This window comes from Mesorhizobium sp. CA5 (genome assembly GCF_020165105.1).
Taxonomy (GTDB): domain Bacteria; phylum Pseudomonadota; class Alphaproteobacteria; order Rhizobiales; family Rhizobiaceae; genus Mesorhizobium.
Genome location: NZ_JAIUHJ010000002.1, coordinates 66,463 through 82,977, shown reverse-complemented (window position 1 = coordinate 82,977; position 16,515 = coordinate 66,463). Strand labels below are relative to the sequence as shown.

The 16,515-nt window shown below is 63.6% G+C and carries 24 protein-coding genes and 1 pseudogene; 10 read left to right on the top strand and 15 right to left on the bottom strand.

The window, feature by feature from the left end; all coding sequences use genetic code 11:
* Genes LB529_RS03380 through LB529_RS03370 form a run of 3 tightly spaced genes read left to right on the top strand, consistent with a single transcriptional unit; the run spans position 1 to position 1,614 of the window.
* Positions 1 to 342, top strand: coding sequence for a hypothetical protein (locus LB529_RS03380; RefSeq protein ID WP_095768540.1), 342 nt, complete (start codon positions 1 to 3; stop codon positions 340 to 342).
* The gene (locus LB529_RS03375) at positions 339 to 1,217 is read left to right on the top strand and encodes a cytochrome c oxidase assembly protein (protein WP_224710177.1); all 879 of its coding nucleotides are present in this window, start codon (positions 339 to 341) and stop codon (positions 1,215 to 1,217) included. The genes LB529_RS03380 and LB529_RS03375 overlap by 4 nt, the downstream gene beginning before the upstream one ends.
* Positions 1,198 to 1,614, top strand: coding sequence for a c-type cytochrome (locus tag LB529_RS03370; protein WP_224710176.1), 417 nt, complete (start codon positions 1,198 to 1,200; stop codon positions 1,612 to 1,614). Before LB529_RS03375 ends, LB529_RS03370 begins: the two co-directional genes overlap by 20 nt.
* Here LB529_RS03370 and LB529_RS03365 read toward each other — a convergent pair whose 3' ends face one another.
* The 14 genes and pseudogenes from LB529_RS03365 to LB529_RS03300 form a co-directional block, all read right to left on the bottom strand.
* The gene (locus LB529_RS03365; RefSeq protein WP_224710175.1) at positions 1,615 to 2,421 is read right to left on the bottom strand and encodes an ABC transporter permease; all 807 of its coding nucleotides are present in this window, start codon (positions 2,419 to 2,421) and stop codon (positions 1,615 to 1,617) included.
* Positions 2,418 to 3,143, bottom strand: a complete 726-nt coding sequence (locus LB529_RS03360; protein WP_224710174.1) for an ATP-binding cassette domain-containing protein — start codon at positions 3,141 to 3,143, stop codon at positions 2,418 to 2,420. The genes LB529_RS03365 and LB529_RS03360 overlap by 4 nt, the downstream gene beginning before the upstream one ends.
* Complete coding sequence (locus LB529_RS03355) at positions 3,140 to 4,102, bottom strand: PQQ-dependent catabolism-associated beta-propeller protein (RefSeq protein WP_224710173.1); 963 nt, start codon at positions 4,100 to 4,102, stop codon at positions 3,140 to 3,142. Before LB529_RS03355 ends, LB529_RS03360 begins: the two co-directional genes overlap by 4 nt.
* Positions 4,090 to 5,310 (bottom strand): ABC transporter substrate-binding protein, encoded by a 1,221-nt coding sequence (locus tag LB529_RS03350; RefSeq protein ID WP_224710172.1) that lies wholly within the window; start codon positions 5,308 to 5,310, stop codon positions 4,090 to 4,092. The genes LB529_RS03355 and LB529_RS03350 overlap by 13 nt, the downstream gene beginning before the upstream one ends.
* A 182-nt stretch (positions 5,311 to 5,492) precedes the next feature.
* Positions 5,493 to 6,002, bottom strand: a complete 510-nt coding sequence (locus tag LB529_RS03345) for a ferritin-like domain-containing protein (RefSeq protein WP_095768533.1) — start codon at positions 6,000 to 6,002, stop codon at positions 5,493 to 5,495.
* Positions 6,003 to 6,077: 75 nt separating this feature from the next.
* Positions 6,078 to 6,944, bottom strand: a complete 867-nt coding sequence (locus LB529_RS03340) for a DUF3618 domain-containing protein (RefSeq protein ID WP_224710171.1) — start codon at positions 6,942 to 6,944, stop codon at positions 6,078 to 6,080.
* Positions 6,941 to 7,333 (bottom strand): phage holin family protein, encoded by a 393-nt coding sequence (locus LB529_RS03335; RefSeq protein ID WP_095768531.1) that lies wholly within the window; start codon positions 7,331 to 7,333, stop codon positions 6,941 to 6,943. The genes LB529_RS03340 and LB529_RS03335 overlap by 4 nt, the downstream gene beginning before the upstream one ends.
* Entirely contained in the window at positions 7,330 to 7,941 is a 612-nt protein-coding gene (locus LB529_RS03330) for a hypothetical protein (RefSeq protein ID WP_224710170.1), read from the bottom strand. Before LB529_RS03330 ends, LB529_RS03335 begins: the two co-directional genes overlap by 4 nt.
* 121 nt (positions 7,942 to 8,062) lie before the next feature.
* Positions 8,063 to 8,557 carry a hypothetical protein gene (locus LB529_RS03325; protein WP_224710169.1) on the bottom strand — a complete coding sequence of 165 codons (495 nt, stop codon included), beginning with the start codon at positions 8,555 to 8,557 and terminating at the stop codon, positions 8,063 to 8,065.
* Entirely contained in the window at positions 8,554 to 8,988 is a 435-nt protein-coding gene (locus LB529_RS03320) for a hypothetical protein (protein WP_224710168.1), read from the bottom strand. The genes LB529_RS03325 and LB529_RS03320 overlap by 4 nt, the downstream gene beginning before the upstream one ends.
* 67 nt (positions 8,989 to 9,055) lie before the next feature.
* Positions 9,056 to 9,139 (bottom strand): annotated as a pseudogene (locus LB529_RS03315) (catalase); the annotation flags it as partial.
* Positions 9,140 to 9,228: 89 nt separating this feature from the next.
* A complete protein-coding gene (locus LB529_RS03310) occupies positions 9,229 to 10,209 on the bottom strand; it encodes an alpha/beta fold hydrolase (RefSeq protein ID WP_224710167.1) in 981 nt (326 codons plus the stop codon).
* A gap of 57 nt (positions 10,210 to 10,266) precedes the next feature.
* Positions 10,267 to 10,512 (bottom strand): hypothetical protein, encoded by a 246-nt coding sequence (locus LB529_RS03305; RefSeq protein ID WP_095768528.1) that lies wholly within the window; start codon positions 10,510 to 10,512, stop codon positions 10,267 to 10,269.
* A 430-nt stretch (positions 10,513 to 10,942) separates the two neighbouring features.
* Positions 10,943 to 11,269 carry a DUF768 domain-containing protein gene (locus LB529_RS03300; protein WP_095768527.1) on the bottom strand — a complete coding sequence of 109 codons (327 nt, stop codon included), beginning with the start codon at positions 11,267 to 11,269 and terminating at the stop codon, positions 10,943 to 10,945.
* Between the two features lie 235 nt (positions 11,270 to 11,504).
* Between LB529_RS03300 and LB529_RS03295 the strand changes: the two genes are divergently transcribed.
* The 7 genes from LB529_RS03295 (at position 11,505) to pqqE (ending at position 15,901) form a co-directional block, all read left to right on the top strand.
* Positions 11,505 to 11,834 carry a low affinity iron permease family protein gene (locus LB529_RS03295; RefSeq protein ID WP_224710166.1) on the top strand — a complete coding sequence of 110 codons (330 nt, stop codon included), beginning with the start codon at positions 11,505 to 11,507 and terminating at the stop codon, positions 11,832 to 11,834.
* 144 nt (positions 11,835 to 11,978) lie between these two features.
* Complete coding sequence (locus LB529_RS03290) at positions 11,979 to 12,497, top strand: ferritin-like domain-containing protein (RefSeq protein WP_095768525.1); 519 nt, start codon at positions 11,979 to 11,981, stop codon at positions 12,495 to 12,497.
* Positions 12,498 to 12,559: 62 nt separating this feature from the next.
* The gene (locus tag LB529_RS03285; RefSeq protein WP_108702850.1) at positions 12,560 to 12,655 is read left to right on the top strand and encodes a pyrroloquinoline quinone precursor peptide PqqA; all 96 of its coding nucleotides are present in this window, start codon (positions 12,560 to 12,562) and stop codon (positions 12,653 to 12,655) included.
* 126 nt (positions 12,656 to 12,781) lie between these two features.
* Positions 12,782 to 13,720 (top strand): pyrroloquinoline quinone biosynthesis protein PqqB, encoded by a 939-nt coding sequence (gene pqqB / locus LB529_RS03280; RefSeq protein WP_224710405.1) that lies wholly within the window; start codon positions 12,782 to 12,784, stop codon positions 13,718 to 13,720.
* Positions 13,717 to 14,472 carry a pyrroloquinoline-quinone synthase PqqC gene (gene pqqC / locus LB529_RS03275; protein ID WP_224710165.1) on the top strand — a complete coding sequence of 252 codons (756 nt, stop codon included), beginning with the start codon at positions 13,717 to 13,719 and terminating at the stop codon, positions 14,470 to 14,472. Before pqqB ends, pqqC begins: the two co-directional genes overlap by 4 nt.
* Positions 14,472 to 14,768 carry a pyrroloquinoline quinone biosynthesis peptide chaperone PqqD gene (gene pqqD / locus LB529_RS03270; RefSeq protein ID WP_224710164.1) on the top strand — a complete coding sequence of 99 codons (297 nt, stop codon included), beginning with the start codon at positions 14,472 to 14,474 and terminating at the stop codon, positions 14,766 to 14,768. Before pqqC ends, pqqD begins: the two co-directional genes overlap by 1 nt.
* Positions 14,765 to 15,901, top strand: a complete 1,137-nt coding sequence (gene pqqE / locus LB529_RS03265; protein ID WP_224710163.1) for a pyrroloquinoline quinone biosynthesis protein PqqE — start codon at positions 14,765 to 14,767, stop codon at positions 15,899 to 15,901. Before pqqD ends, pqqE begins: the two co-directional genes overlap by 4 nt.
* A 59-nt stretch (positions 15,902 to 15,960) precedes the next feature.
* Here pqqE and LB529_RS29195 read toward each other — a convergent pair whose 3' ends face one another.
* The gene (locus LB529_RS29195; protein ID WP_095768520.1) at positions 15,961 to 16,215 is read right to left on the bottom strand and encodes a DUF6894 family protein; all 255 of its coding nucleotides are present in this window, start codon (positions 16,213 to 16,215) and stop codon (positions 15,961 to 15,963) included.
* Positions 16,216 to 16,515: the final 300 nt, after the last annotated feature.

The following is a 16,515-nucleotide window of genomic DNA, read 5'->3' as shown; positions in this document are numbered from 1 at the left end:
ATGCGCGCGCTGCGGCTGGGCACGTCCTGGGGAGGTTTGTTGTCGGGGCCTTTGGCCTGGGCAATCTCGACGCAGTTGAACTATTCGCTCGTGCACTGGCAGTGCAATCGCCAGGTTCAGGTCGTGCTCCCGGTGGCGCTGTTGCTCGCGCTGTTTTCGCTGCTCGGCGGCGCGCTATCATGGCGGGCGAAGCGGCAAGGCGGCGCCGCCTTCAAGCCTGAGCGCACGCGCAGCACCGAGCGTTTCGTCGCCGATCTCGGCATGCTCGCGGCGCTGCTGTTCGCCCTCGTCATCCTCATGCAGGGCAGCGCCGCGCTTATCCTCGACGAGTGCCTGAGATGAGCCTCGAGGCCTTCTTTTCGACCTCGATCTGCTATGGCGCCGGCGCGCCCGAGGCCGGATGGACGTTGGCGTTTCCCATCACGCTTCCCTTGGCAGTGCTCGCGCTTATTTATGCGCTCGGCGCAAGCCGGCTATGGCGCCGCAGCGGCCGGGGCCGACCGGAGCGGCTACGACAGGCTCTGTTGTTCGCGGCCGGTTGGGGCGTGTTGACGGGAGCACTGGTCAGCCCGATACACGCGCTCGGCGAGCGCGTGTTCTCAGCCCATATGATCGAGCACGAGTTGCTGATGGCCGTAGCGGCGCCGCTCCTTGTCGCCGCCTGCCCCGGCGCGGCCTTGATGTGGGCATTGCCGGCCAGACTTCGCCGAGGGACAGGAAAGCTCACCCACGGCAAGGTGCTGCAGGCGCTCTGGGCCCTCGCCGCGCGCCCGCTCAGCGCGACGGTCCTTCATGGGATAGCAATCTGGACCTGGCACGTTCCGGCGCTGTTCGAGGCAGCGCTGCAGCAGGGGGTGTTGCACTACGCGCAGCATGCGAGTTTCCTCGGCACTGCCTTGCTGTTCTGGTGGGCGCTTCTGCCACGTTACGGCCGACGGCAAACCTATGGCAGCTCCGTCATGCATCTTTTCTTCACCTCGCTGCATACCGGCCTGCTCGGCGTCCTGCTGCTGGTATCGCCAAAACTCTGGTATCCGGCGAATGCCGCCGGCGCGGCGCTCTGGGGCCTGAGCCCGATCGAGGACCAGCAGCTCGCCGGGCTGGTGATGTGGGTTCCGGCCGGTTTGATCTATGGCGGAGCGGCCTTGCTGCTCGCCGGCCTTTGGATAAGCAACAGTGGAACCAGGGAGGCAACGCATGCGCTCCGACCTGGCTAGGCTGATCGGCGGCGCCCTTGCCGCGATCCTCCTGCTGGCCGCGGCAGTCGGCGCGGCGGCCTTTTGGACCGACCGGCGCGAGCGCGTCCGGCACGAGTCGGATGTGGCGACCGGCGGCGTGGGCGCACGCGCCATTCCGATCATGACCGCGAATGGCTGTTCCGGCTGCCATACGATTCCCGGCGTGCCGGGAGCGCAAGGCCAGGTCGGGCCGCGCCTCGACGGCAGCCTAGCCGGCCGTGTCTATATCGGCGGCGTTCTGGCAAACAATCCGGAGAACCTGATCCGCTGGATCCGGTCGGCAAGGGAAATCAACCCGCACACCGCCATGCCGTCGACAAGGATCACCGAGCAGCAGGCCCGCGATATCGCGGCCTATCTCTATGCCCTCAGATAATCAGCCTTCGCCGCCGCGCCGGGACCACAAGCCGCGGCCTGGATCGTAGCCGACCACCGCCGCCAGGAAGAATGCCCCAAGGCAGGCGACAACGACGAGCATGGAAACCACATCGAACCGAAGGTAGAGCGCGAAGCGGATCAGTTCGACCGCCGAGCTGAATGGGTTCCAGGCGGCGATCGTCGCCAGCACCGGGCCGGCTTCGGCGAGCCGCCAGATCGGATAGAGCGCCGTCGAGGCAAAGAACATCGGGAAAATGACGAAGTTCATCACGCCGGCGAAGTTCTCCATCTGGGTCGAGATCGAGGACACCAATAGGCCGAACGCACCGAGCATCAGACCCGACAGCACGAGCGCCGGAAACACGGCAACATAGCCCAGGATCGGCGGCCGCACGTCCCAGAAGCGCGCCACGAAGAGGAACAGGTAGACCAGCGGCAGGCCGACGATCACGCTGGCCAGCAGGCGCGCGGCAAGCAGGTACCAGCGCGGCAAAGGTGCCGTCAGCAGCAGGCGCATGCTGCCCATCTCGCGGTCGTAGACCATGGCCAGCGAGCTTGCCATGGCATGAAACAGCAGCATCATGGCCACCAGCCCGGGCACAACATAGACCTCGTAGAGGACATAAGTCTGGTAAGGCGGCGTGATCGACAGGCCGAGTACCGAGCGGAAGCCGGCGGCGAAGATCGCCAGCCAGACAAGCGGACGGACCATCGCGGAGAACAGGCGCGCGCGCTGCCGCAGCGTGCGCAGCATTTCCCGCTGCAAGATGCCGCGGAGCGCCCGCAATGCGTGATGCGTCTTCATGGCGACCCCGTCAGCGAGGCGAATGCCTCCGCGATGCTTTCGACCCCAAGCTCGGGAGAGATGCGATCAGCGCGACCGGCCCAGCGCACCCTGCCCTGATCCAGCACGACGATGTTGTCATCGGCTCCCACTTCTTCGAGGAAATGCGTCGCCCACACAACGGCAATGCCGCGCTCGCGGCAAAGCTCTCTCACATGCCGCTCGAGCGCGCGCCGTCCCGGCACGTCGAGCCCGGCGGTCGGCTCGTCGAGCAGCAGCAGGCGCGGACCATGCATCAGCGCCCTTGCGATCTCCACGCGTCGGCGCTGACCGCCGGACAGCGCGCGGGTGGGATGATCGATCCTGTCCAGCACTCCCAGGCGGCTGAGTTCCTCCCTGGAGCGCTGCTTGCTCAAGTCTGCGGGAATCCCGTGCAGGGCCGCGTGGTAGCGCAGGTTCTCCCCCGCCGTCAGGTCGAGATCGAGCGTCGGCAGTTGGAAAACGATCCCCATTTGCGCGAGGGCGGCGGATGGGTTCGCCTCCATCGCCTGGCCAAAGACATGCACAGATCCTGCCCGCGCGTGATAGAGACCAGTGATCAGCGAGAACAAAGTCGTCTTGCCGGCCCCGTTGCGTCCAAGCAGGACGCACATCCTCCCTTCAGCCACAGCGAACGAGACCCCCTGGAGAACCCGCCGGTTTCCGAAACTGTGGCCCAGCTCCTCGACCGACAGCGCGTTCATGGGCCGATCACGACGCCCCATGGGCCGCGCCCCACCGGCAGCGATTTCACCACTTCCTGATTCTCCAGGTCGATGAAGGAGATATCGCCGGAGTTGCCGTTGGCGCTGATCAGGCGCTTCTGGTCGTCCGAGAGCGCGACATGCCAGGGCCGCTGGCCGACGAGGTAGAGGCGCCGGACCGTGAGCGTCTTGGTATCGACCTCGGCAATCCTGTTGGCCGGACCGAGCGCCACATAGGCGTTATCGCCGTCGCGCGACATTAGGATACCGACCGCCTGCACGCCCTCGCGCCGAATACCCGGCACCTCGAACTCGATCTTGCCCGTTTGAGCGCGCGTCGCGGCGTCGAACACCGTGGCGGTGCCGCGGATCTCGGACGACACCCACAATTGCTTGCCGTCCGGCGAGAACGCGGCCGCGCGCGGTCTCGTGTCGATGAGCAGGTTGTCGATGAGCTCGAGCGTGGCGGCATCGATAAGATGGACCATGCTCGTGGTCTCGGAGGTGCAGGCGACCGTTCGGCCGTCGGCACTAACCGCCATACCTTCCGGCTCCACCCCGACATCGACGGTGCCGATAACCTTGGCCGCCGCGATATCCACGACCGAAACCAGATTGTCCTTCTCATTGGCCACAAAGAGCCGTTTGCCATCCGGGTGGACGACGAAAAATTCCGGATCGGCGCCGGAAGGCAATCGACCGACCACCTGCCGCTTGGCGAGATCGACCATGTCGATGCGGTTATCGTCGCCTTCGGCAACGAACAGCGTCTTCTTGTCGATCGAAAGCGCCATTCCGCGCGGACGCCGGCCGACTTCGATCGTGTCCTGAAGGGTCATGGTCGCCCCGTCGACGACCGCGACGGTGTTGTCCTGCTCGTTGGAAACGTAAATCGTCTCTGCCCAGACTGAAGGAGCGAGGATCAACATCGAAAGGACGAGCGCGATCAGAACTTGCACGTGCTCTCCTCCAGATCGATGCCCAGAGTGTCCAGCGTCGTACGCTGGTGAAGGAAGCCCGGCTGTGGCGAACTCGAGACGAGCAGGCGAGGGCCAGCGATAAGGATGGGCTGGCGCATCTGCCCGTCCCACGGACGGAAACTCAGCCCCTGTCCCTTGAAGCCGGCGAGAAGGAAATCGTCGCTGCGCAGATAGTTTCCGATCGCGGTCGGATCGAGACTGTGCAGCCGCGTTGCCGCCTCGCCAACGCTTCTGACGGCAAGCCAGGCGGCGTAGTCGCTGGGCAGCATCCAGCGCCCGGCCAGCTTGTGGAAGCGATCCTGGAGCTGCGTGGCGCCCCACTCCTCGTTGACCGCACTCCAGCCGGTTGCGACCAGCCCTTGCGTCCCGGCCACCGGCCTCGGAAGAGCGGTGCGCCCCTCGAGATAGGCGCCGAATTCATCGGCTTCGTCGGCTGCGACCAGAACATCGTAGTCGCTGACTTGCGTGGCGGCGGGGATCTCGGTCTGCAGCGTGACGTGCCCCGTGTCCGCGCGGCCATTGGCGGGCCGGAACGTCCAGGGCTGGTCGACGGTGATTTCCGCTCCGAAGCGCGTCCCGGCGCGCCGGAAGGCAGCCGCCATTGCCTGATCCTGCGGATGCGGGCCGACCAGCAGGAACCAGTGCTGCCAGCGTTTCCAGATCAGATATTGCGCCAGGGCGTCGGCGAGCATGGCGTGGCTCGGAATTGTGTGCAGCACGTTCTTGCGGCAATCCTCCTGACGCAGGCGATCATCGGGTGCGCGGCTGTTGAACAGCGTCATCCGCTCGGCGCCAGGAGCTGCGCTCGCCTGCAGCAATTGGGGGGCATCCAGATCGGCAACCACAAAGCTGAGGCCGGCGGCGGCGAATTCCTTGATCGCTTCGGCTGGCGTCTCGCCGGGCTTGAGGATGACTTGCTGCAACCGGAATTGCTGGCCGAGAAAGCGGCCGGTGCTGGCATCGTCGGCGATGCCGAGCCGGGCACCTTGCAGGCCGTCGTCAGTGACGACCTCGTCCAGCGGCCCGAGGGGCAGAGGTGGTTTGCGCTGTTCGCCGAGATAGCCGATCACCAACGTCTGCGGCTCGGCCAGACCGGGCAGGGCGATGGCGAGCAGCATGAGAAACGTCAGCGCCAGCCGCATCCGGCTCAGGTCGGGCAAGCCAAGTCGGATGTTCAATATCGGCATGGGCACTCCAGGATGGGAGCGACCCTAATGTTTTGAAAGAAGGAATGTTCCTGGATTCATGCCAACCGGGCCCGCCCCATTCAACCATCGGGGCGGGCCCAGCCTTCGACCGGTAGAGGGAGGACCGACCGCGACCCTAACAGCTGGAAATGCGGATTGTTCCTGGCGGTGGTCTTTCCAAGTCAGCGTTTCGCGCTGTCGCTGTCGGCGTCCGCCCGCGTCAGGAACTTTTGCGTGACTTGCGGCAGGTTGCTCTTCAACCACTCGGCCATGGCTTCTTCTTCGCGCAGGTTCTGCTCGCAAACACGGGCAATCTCAGCCTCGCCCGCGGCGTTGGCCGCGGCGATGAGGATCGTATAGGATGCGATTTCCATGTGCTCGAACGTGTAGCTCGCCAGAGAGCCTTTCATGACTTCGTCGCCGGCGAAGACGCCGCTAATCGACTGCGCTGTAGCGGTCAGCTTGCCGCCTGCGTCTTTCAACATGGAGGAACCTTCATCGAGGCCATCTAGGCAGGTTTTGAGCCGCCTCGCCTGCTCTTTCGTCTCTTCCAGATGGCTGCGAATTCGCTCGCTGAGTTCAGGGTAGCTCTCAATCCGGCTCAATTGCCCCGACAGCATCGTCTCTGCCTGTTCCTCCATGGCGTGAGCGTCCCTCAGCCATTGGACAAGCCATTCGCGCGATTCAGCCATTGCGGTGTCTCCATCTATCTGACGCCGCCCGAACCGAGGGAGGCGCGCATTGTTCCTTGAGTGTTGAAAAAGCGGCTACGATTTCCCGGACGAGGACGCGTCGGAATCGGAAAGTTTCTCGCGCACCGATTCGTCGGCCTTGTCGGCCGCGGCTTTGACGACCCCGCCGACCTTGTCGGCCAGCGTGCCCTCGCTCGATGCCTGCCGCTCGGCTTCGTCGCTTGCCGACTGGTAGGCTTCCGCCGCGACTTGCGTTGCGGTGTCGAGGCCTTCTTTCAAAGTGTCTTCGGCACTATCCCGAAGCCTCTCGCGATAGGTGCCCAATCGCTCGTCCTCGACCTCTGTGTGCGGCAGCATGGCGCCGATGGCAGCTCCGATGGCGAGGCCGACGGCAGCTACTGCGAGAGGCTGGTCCTCAAGCAGACTATGTGCCGAGCGGCTGGCACTCGTTGCCATATCGGCCGCAGCCGCCGCCGAGCTCGCCAGTGTGTCGGCTGCGCTGCTTGCCACGTTCGACACTGTGCCGGCAGCTTCGTTAGCCATTCCCGAGACAGTTCCGGCCGCCCCGCTGGCCGCTTCGGCGACAGAGCCTGCCGCATCCGAGGCGGTCGAACCCATTCCAGCGCCGAACGCTCCATGATCGAGGCCAGGACCGCGCCGCGTCACACCGTCAGTACCAGCCGGCGTGGCGGAGGCGCCGCTGCCCAACATCAGCCAGGCCAGGCCCGCGCCGATCACCGTCAGCGGCAACGGATTATCCCGCACCTGGGCCTTCAGGTTGTGAAGCATTTCGGAGCCCGCGCCGCCTCTGAAATGCCCGGTGAATTCGTCAAAGAGCTGCCCGGGGGTCATCTTGTCGCGAATGGAGTCGGCGGTCGCCACCACTCTTGCGCGCGTGGCTTCCGCTTCGCGTTCGAGCTCTGCTGCGGATCTCTCGGTCATCTCGCTTGTTCCTTGATCACGTTCACGTCACGCTTGAGCTGTTCCTGTGTACGGTCCGGCGCGAGCTCGGAAGGCGCCATGCTCGCCATGCCGGTCCGCAACAGGATCACGCCAAGCACGGCCACGACCACGCCCACGAGCAAAGCGGACCACCCGGCGCCCAGACCAAGGCGGGCCAGAGCGATAACGAGCGCCTGCAACAAAACCAGCAGCGCAGCGAGCAGACATATCGCGCCGCCCAGCACCTCGACGGCGCCTGCGCCAGCCTTGGTCGCGTTCTCCGAGATCTCCGCTCTTAGGAGCCTCGCCTCCGTTTGCACGAGCGTGCTCACCTGTTGCGCCAGATCGGCGACCAATGTGCCGAGACTTGGATTATCGTGAGTGCTCATTTCTTCAGCTCCGCTGCCTTGCCGGGTATGCCGCCGTCGGAACCCCAATTTGAGGGAGCGCTATCCCGTCGTGCACTCCTTCCCAGGCCGGTTTGTCCGGAATGTCCAGACTTGGCCGCGGCCTGCGTCGGGCGGCGCGTGCCGGGCGGCGAAGCCTTCATGAAGCGGCCAAGTGCCAATCCCGCCAAAACCGAACCGGCAAGAAGCGCTCCAGGATTCTCGCGGCCAAAGGACTGAACGTCTTCGAGCACTTGTCCGAACGGCTTCTCCTTCAACGAGGAGGACAGCCGCTCCAGCCCGCTTGCGGCCTCCTGCATGAACTTCGAGGCCGCACTCTGGTCGCTGTTAGCCAAGTGATCGCTCGCGGCGCGCAGGGCGCCGCCGAAAACCGACAGGCTCGATCCGATATCGCGCTGCGTCTGCTCGGCCTTTTCGGAGACGGCCTGCTGGGCTTCGGCGGCATACGCTCCAGCCCTGCGGGCGACCTCGTCGCGGGCATCGTGGAGAGCTTCGCCGGCGCTTTGGGTTTCTTGCTGGATCCGGTCGGAAACTTCGTCCTTCGCCTTGGCGAAGTCGGACTCGCGGCCTCGATCATCCTCGCGCTGCATGGTGCCTCCTAGTGAAAGCCGAGGAAGGAAAGCACTGCGAGCACAACAACGATCAGTCCGATGAGATAGATGACACTGTTCATGGTGCAGCCTCCTCGATGCAATCCGAACTTCCGGCCGGCTACGATGTTCCCCTGGACGAGCAGCTTTTTAGCGAGTTCTCATTTGCCCATGACTTTGCCCTCAAAGCGGCAAGCTCCTCGTCTGGGCAAAGCAGCCTGGGGCGTGTCGGATCGGTAATGTCGAGCTTTTCCCAGGGAATGCGATAAAGGCCCTCGCGGCGCCTCAGCGCGAAGAAGTCGAGCAATGCGGTGCCGACAGTCGACGCGGACAGTCGTTCGAACGCCGCGAAGATGCCGAAATGGAATTCGGTGACGACGAGATCGTCACCATCCTGCTCTGCGATGATCTCCTCGATATAGCCGATGCTCTTGCCGCGCTCGGAGAATACGGGCCTGCCGGCAAGATGCTCGAAATTTACAGTCGCCATCCTCGCCCAGATGAGCTGGTAGCGGAACAATGCACCGGCCTGCGCCGCCGTCGCCATCGAGCCGACCTCCAGGAAGCCGCCGACGCTGGTCACGACACCGAGTGAAATTTCAAGCAGCTTCTTCATTGCTGCTGCGCAAAATACTGGCGATAGGCGGCGGCGAGATCCGCTTGCGCGGCCCGAAGATCCTGTTGCGCCTGACCGACCTGGGCATCCTGTTCGGCCTCGACCGCGTCCTTGGCCCGCCTTGCCGCATTCGACAGCCGGGTAACAGCTGCTGCCAACGAATCTCGCTTTCCCCGGTCGGAGGGAGACGCCGATTCCACTTGCCGGCCGGCGTCGGCGAGTGTCTCGGCGAAGGTTTGCAATGCAGAGGACGCATAATGGGACGGCGCGGCGCCGGAGAGCCAGGCGTCGCTCAACAGCACTGCCGCCTGCGCCGTCGAGGCCGCACGCTTCGATTGCTGGTCAATCGTTTCAGACGAGGAGCAAGAGGCAAGCGCCAGCGCCAGCAGGGGCAGGAAAGCCCGGCTCGGCCGGGCAACGGTGCGCAACATCTTCCCCTCGCTGCAATCGCATCAAATCCCGGAGATAAAACCGCAGCCACGCGAAAGTTCCTCCGTGTTCGGGTTTTGCCCCGCCGATTGCCTGTTGCAGGGCGCGCGCGAAGATCGGGTTCGGCTTTTCCACCCTGACCGGGAATTGCATTTCTTTGTCGGTAAAATACGTGGCTGGTTCTCCGTTGGAAGCAGCCGAATCTCGGCCGTATTACGTTGTTCCGCGGACCGCGCACCTAATCATGTCGTGCGAGCCGGTTGCTTCGCCATGTCACCAATGTTGGCAAGAGCCGCAACCTTGTCGATCATCGCTAGGATCACCTGCGGATTGCTTTGATGCACCATATGTCCCGCATCCAAAACGATTTCTACGAGCGAGTGGCTTATCTCTGATTGCAGCCGCAGCGCCTCGGCCTTGGCATCGAACAGCTGGTCGCCCGCGCCGGCAATTATCCCGACAGGGACGGCGATGTCGGCATATCGGCGATTTGGGAAGAGTGCCGATACCAGCATCAGAAAGGATTCAGCGGATATGGAGCGCAGCTGCGAGGGCCGGCTCGCCAATCCTCTTGTCATCGCCGCAAAAGGCATCGCGACCGTTGCCGGATGAAAAATCTGCTTCATCGCCCAATGCCAGTTCAGTCTGACCAGCGAAGGCAGCAAAGCGTGGCGCAGCACCGTCCCGAGCAGTGGAACCGCCGGCAGCGCGGAGATGGCAAGGGCCAGTCTCGGCGACGGGTAATGATAGCCGGCGACGACAACGACGCCAGCTACCGACCGGCGATGCCGGCGCGCCATCTCGAGCGCCACCGCTGCACCCCAGGAATGGCCGACAACCATGTAGCGCCCGATGCCGAGTTTCGCGACCGCGGCATCGATGAGGTCGGCCTGGGCAGCTGCGGTCCAAGGTCTGCCGGCCGGGCGTGGACTCATGCCGAAGCCGGGCCTGTCGAAGGCAAGTACGCGATATCTGGCGGCGGCTCTGCCGAAGATGCCGCTTGTCGTGAAGTCTTCCGCCGAGGCGCCATTGCCGTGCAACAGCAGAAGCGGTTGCCCATTGCCCGCCTCCAGGAAATGCAGCTTCGTTCCCCGGAGATGGATGAAGCGCCCGAGCGGACGTGCGGCCAACGCCCGTCGCGCAAGCTGGCCATTGTACAGGGACAAGCCAACCGCTGCCGCCGCAAGCAACAGAAGCAGGTTCTTCCTGAACTTTGCCGTCATCGTTGGAAATCAGGCGGTGTGGCGGAGCAGGCGACTTTACAGCCGCCCTGCTCGCTATCAGGCCGACCCTTTCTGAGGCAGCTCGGTCTCTTCCTCGACTTGGTCGCGCAGGCTCTGCTCGGCCTCCTTCTTATCAGCCCCGGCCGACGGCTTTTGCCGGGCGAGCTCGCGATCCACAATCTTGCGCGAGCCTTCAACCGGATCTTCCTGCGGCGAATCCCTGTCCGCTCCTGTTTGCTGGCCGGTCCGATCGCTGCTTGGGGTTGATCGCGCGGGATCGTCGTTTTGGCGGGGCTTCGTCATTGAGCACCTTCTCCGCTTTCATCGGATGTCTGCTGACTTCCGGGCAGGTTGGAAGCCGGCCAAACCTCTGTGGCCGGCCTTTGTTCCGTGGGCAGCGGGATCGGCCTCGTTACTGCTCCGCAGCCGGGAGGCACCAGCCTCTTGCAGCAAATGTGGTTGAGGCTGAACCGCTGCACTTCTACAAGTGCGGCAAGCGTCCGGTTGCGTCCTGCGTCCGCCTCGCGAGGAAGGAACCATGACGCGCCACTCTCAACTCAGTCTTTTGGAATTCGAAGCGCTAACGCAGGCAGCTTCGAAACTGTCGAAGGATCACGGCGGAACGCTGGAAAGCTTGGTGACCTCCCTGTTCGAAGCGCTGCGCGAAGGAGAGACTTGCCCAAAGACGTTCTGGACGCGGTAATTTCGACGCTGACCAAGGAGAACCGCTAGACTAGACAGCCGGCTTGCCGGAGCCCTCGGCATCATCCTGTTCAGGCTCGACATCTTCCAGGGCATCGATGACAGGCGCCAGCGAATTCTCGTGATCAGCACTGGATTCCGACCCTCTGTTTTCCTCGCCGGCTTTGTCTAGTGCACGTTGGATGGCGTCTTCAATGTTGCCGACCTCCTGCTCGCGCACCTCGCGACCGTAGCCGGCGGCATCGGCGTCTTGCTCGAATTGCTGCGCCAGCATCGCAACGCTGATCTCGGTGTCGGTCGGCAAGTTGCCGACATTCTCTTCCAGCCAGCTTCGCAGGAATTCCTTTGTCGCGTTCATGGAGCACCTCCTCCTCGACGCGAGATAACCGGACGATGACGCCGATGTTCCGTAAATCCGAAACGGCGGGGAATGGACGGATCGCTGCACGGTGGGGAGCTTGAACACTCTGAGGAGACACTCGATGGCTTTCCACGGCGAGAGCGCTTGAAACGAGGGGGACGTTCCCGCCTCGAGCTAGGTTCCAGCCCAACTATCCAGCGGGAACCCGGATTGCGCTCAGCCGTTCGCAGGCATGGCAACATTGCAGCTTCGAGAAGCGCTGACCAAAGTCGGCACACTGACGTCCCGACCGGCGGCCTTTTTGATTTTGGGCGGCTACACTCTTGCTTGGTACGTCTTCGAGCGGGAGACACTTGACTGGCACGGCGCCGCGACGCTGATCACCTGGGCAATGACGCTGTTTATTCAAAGGGCCGAGCATCGCGACACCCAAGCATTGCAGGCGAAACTCGATGAGCTGATCAAGGCGAACGACAAGGCTCGCAACGAGATCGCCGGAATGGACGACAAAGAGCCGGAGGAAATCGAGCGGATGCGCGATGTCGGACGAGGCGGAAGTTGACGTCTCCTCAACCGGACTGCCTTCGGAGCTAACTCGTTGTGAGCACGGCGCCAGCGATGATGACACTCTTGTCGGAACTTCGGGTCTCCGGGCGGATTAGGAAGAGTGCCGCAGGCGCATCCCTACACCCAAGGAGGACCTAAGATGCCGAAAAAAGCTTCGTCCGCGACCTCGAACGGCTTGGAAAGCCTGTTCCTGGACGGACTAAAAGACATTTATTACGCTGAAAAAAAGATCCTGAAGGCTTTGCCAAAGCTGGCGAAAGCAGCACAGTCCGAAAAGATAAGCGCCGCTTTCGAAAAGCACCTCAAGGAAACTGAAGACCAGGTGGACCGCCTGGAACAAGTCTTCGACATGCTCGGCAAGCCGGCCAGGGGCAAGACCTGCCCTGCTATCGACGGCATCATCGAGGAGGGCTCGGAAATCCTCGAAGAGTACAAGGACGAGCCGGCGCTTGACGCAGGGCTGGTTGGCGCCGCGCAAGCGGTCGAGCATTATGAAATCGCGCGCTACGGCACGCTGATCGCATGGGCCGAACAGCTCGGTCTCAAGGATGCTCTTCCGCTGCTCCGACAAACGTTGAAGGAAGAATCGGCAACCGACGAGGCGCTCAACGCTCTTGGCGAGAGCGACGCCAATCAACGTGCTTTGCAGGCGGCCTAGCAAAGTGGACCACTTGGCCCTAGCGGCGGCCGTCGATCTTATGGTTGCAGAAGGAGAACTCGATGAAGAAGACCTGGAAGAAACCAACCATGTGTCAGGTGGCGGCGGGCTTCGAGATATCGCGATATCTGCCTGCTGAAATCCGTCCGAAAAAGTAGCCCGTGAATTTGCATGCCCTGCTCAACGGGGCATGCAATTCTTTGCGATATCAGAAGACGCGGACGCAAATCGACCGCAGCCGTAAAAGTGGCGCCGGTCAGTTGGCCCGCTGGGCATGCATTGCCATGCGCGTGAAGATCGTCGGATCGGCGGCGGGAGGCGGCTTTCCGCAGTGGAATTGCAATTTCCGCCTGAGCCGCGCGGCTCGGACGGGCATGCCCGGCCTGCGTTCGCGAACCCAATCCTCCATCGCCGTATCGGCGGACGGGACAGGTTGGGTCCTCTTCAACGCGTCGCCCGATATCCGCCAGCAGATTGCGCAAGCGCCCGAGCTTCAGCCCGCGGCCGACGCACCGCTGCGCTCGACGCCTATCCGCGCGGTGGTGCTGACCAATGCCGACGTGGACCATGTCGCCGGCCTGCTGAGCCTGCGTGAGCGACAGCCTTTCGCGATGTATGCGACGGCACAGGTGCTGGCGACGCTGGAGGCGAATTCTATCTTCAATGTTCTCGATCCGGCGGTCGTGCCTCGGCGCCTGCTGGCACCAACGAAGGAAATGGCAATCTGCGGCGCGGACGGCCACCCGACCGGCGTGATCGTCGGCAGCTTTCCGGTGCCGGGCAAGGTAGCGCTCTACCTCGAGCAAAGAGGCGATCCCGCCGCCGATTTCAGCTCGGACACCGGCGACACGATCGGCGTCCGCATCAGCGAGACCGGCGATCGTGCCGCGGTTTTCTACGTTCCGGGCTGCGCGCGTATCGATGCCGCGCTGCGCGCGCGCCTGGCCGGTGCTGCCTGCCTTCTGTTCGACGGCACCGTCTATACGGACGACGAGATGATCACCGCCGGCGTCGGTGAGAAAACCGGCGCGCGGATGGGGCACGTTCCAATGTCCGGAGAAGCGGGTTCGATCGCCGGCCTGACCGATGTGAAGATCAGTCGCCGTATCTTCATCCACATCAACAACACCAATCCTGTTCTGGACGAGAATTCCGCCGAACACGCGGCGGTCAAGGCGGCTGGCTGGGAGATCGCCAGCGATGGCATGGAGCTTGAATTGTGAGCGATTTCCACGACGCGGCCCGAGGCGGACTGTCCAAGAGCGAGCTCGAGGGCGTGCTGCGGCAGGTCGGCGACGAGCGCTATCATAACCGCCATCCTTTCCATCACAGAATGACCGGGGGCGCCCTGTCGAAGGCAGAGATGCAGGCCTGGGCGCTGAACCGCTATTGCTACCAGGCCGTCATTCCGCGCAAGGACGCCATGATCCTGGCGCATGCCGAGGATCCGGAGTTCCGTGCCGCCTGGCGCAAGCGCATCGAGGACCATGACGGCCAGGACGGCCGGAGCGGCGGCATCGCGCGCTGGCTTCACCTGGCGACCTCGCTCGGGCTCGATGCCGAAGCGGTCAAGAGCCAAAGGCTGGCGCTGCCGGCGACCCGCTTCGCCATCGGCGCCTATCTTTCCTTCTGCACGAACCGGACGCTGCTGGAGGCGGTCGCATCGTCGCTGACCGAGATGTTCTCGCCGACCATTATCGGCGAGCGGGTGCCGGCGATGCTGGCCCGATACAACTACATCACCGAGGATACGCTGGCCTATTTCAGCCGGCGGCCCGAACAGGCATCGCGCGACGCCGACTTCGCCCTCGCCTATGTGCTGGCCCATGCCGACACGGCCGAACGCCAGCAGCAGGCGATCGATGCGCTGGTGTTCAAATGCGACATACTCTGGGCCATGCTCGATGCGCTCCAGCATGCTTACGGCGCGCCGGGAAACATACCGCCCGGCGCCTTCCGCCCGGAGGCGGCGTGATGACGGCAATACGGGAAAGAGCCATCGTGTCGTTGCAGTCGGCGCCATCACTGCCCAGGCATGTGCGCATCCAGTATGATCCCGCGCGGCAGGCCTTCGCCGTGCTTTCGCCGGAGAAGGTATTCTGGCCGAACGAGATCAGTATCGACATACTGCGCCGCTGCGACGGCCGGTCCACGGTCGAGCGCATCATTGCCGATCTTGCGGCCGACTATGACGCGGATCCGGAGGACGTGGCGGCCGACGTCATCGCCTTCCTGCAGGAATGGTCGGACAAGCTTTTGGTGAAGCTATGAACGCGCCCCTCCTGCCCCCTATCGGCATGCTGGCGGAACTGACGCATCGCTGCCCGCTGCAGTGCCCTTATTGCTCCAATCCGCTCGAGCTGCTGAAGGCCAACCACGAGCTCGACACGCAGAACTGGCTCGATCTGTTCTCGCAGGCCGCCGATCTCGGTGTCCTGCAGGTGCATCTTTCCGGCGGCGAGCCGACGCTGCGTCGCGACCTCGAGCAATTGATCGCCGGGCTTTCGGCGCGCGGCGTCTACACCAACCTCATCACCGCCGGCGTCGGCATTGCCGAGGGCCGCATCGAGGCCTTTGCCGAAGCCGGTCTCGACCACCTGCAACTGAGCTTCCAGGGCGCCCGTCCGGCAACCACCGACCGTATCGGCAACCACCGGGGCAGTCACGAGAAGAAGCTGGAAACGGCTCGCCGCGCCCGCGCGGCCGGGCTGCCCCTCACCATCAATGCGCCGATCCATCGCCACAACATCGAGGAAGTGCCGGAATTCATCGACCTCGCCCTCTCCTTGGATGCGGAGCGGCTGGAGATCGCGAACGTCCAATATGCCGGTTGGGCGCTCGCCAACCGCGACAGGCTGGTGCCCGACCTGGCGGCGGTCAAGCGGCAGGCGGACATCGTCACGGCGGCACGCGAAAGGCTCGCCGGAATCATGAACATCGATTTTGTCACGCCGGACTATTTTGCCGTGTATCCCAAGCCATGCATGGGGGGCTGGGCGCGCGACGCCTTCATGGTCGCGCCCGACGGCACCGTGTTGCCGTGCCATGCCGCCCAGACCATTCCCTCGCTGCGCTTCGAGCGCTTCGGAGACCGCAGGCTCGCCGAAATCTGGGCCGACTCACCGGCATTCAGCGCCTTCCGCGGCACCGACTGGATGCAGGAGCCGTGCCGAAGCTGCGAGCGGCGTGAGATCGATTGGGGCGGCTGCAGGTGTCAGGCGATGGCGATCGCCGGCGATGCGGCGGCAACGGATCCGGCCTGCATCAAGTCGCCGATCCACAAGCGAATGGCGATGCTGACCGACGCCGCGCAGGCAGCGCCGGAGGGAAATGAAAGCTTCATTTTCCGGCGGATCGGCGCCACAACCCCACGTGACGCGCGCACTGATCATGGCCCCCGATGACGGCCCACCCAAGAATGTTCGGCGGCGGACCACTTCGACGCAACGTCCTATGACGCTTCTCACCGGCCAACCAGGTGCAAGAGCGGCAACGATTGTGAGACCGTGAGAGTTGCTGAATATATCGCCCTGCCGGTTTCATCATGGACCGAGATCGCCAGGGTCTCATCGACGTCGCTCTCAGCCATTTCGTCGACGGCGATGTCGTGCAGCGTCTTAAGCGCTTCTCGTCGCATGTCGCGCAGGCTGTCCAGTTCAACCCACGCATCGGCAAATCGCTGCCCGTTTCTCGTAACTTCGAAAACGTACCGTGGCATTCAGCCATTGTGAGCACTTCGGATGCCAGCGCATTTAAATTTGAGTGATCGCAATGGGCTGAGGGACGAGGTCTCGCAAAAAAGTCAGGTGCTCCGCTTCCGCCTGCGACAGCCCAATCAGCGATATGTCATTCGCTTCTGCCGGGAGATCACTTGATCGGCCGCCGTGGACCAGTCAGTCGCCGTTCGGCGGGTGCTGCTTATTCGCGGCGCGCTCCTTTCCAGCGCGATAGCCTCTCGACGCTTCGAAGCGACCGTGGCTGGTCCGCTCGGCAAGCTGGCTCTTTCCGGCCAGGTCGG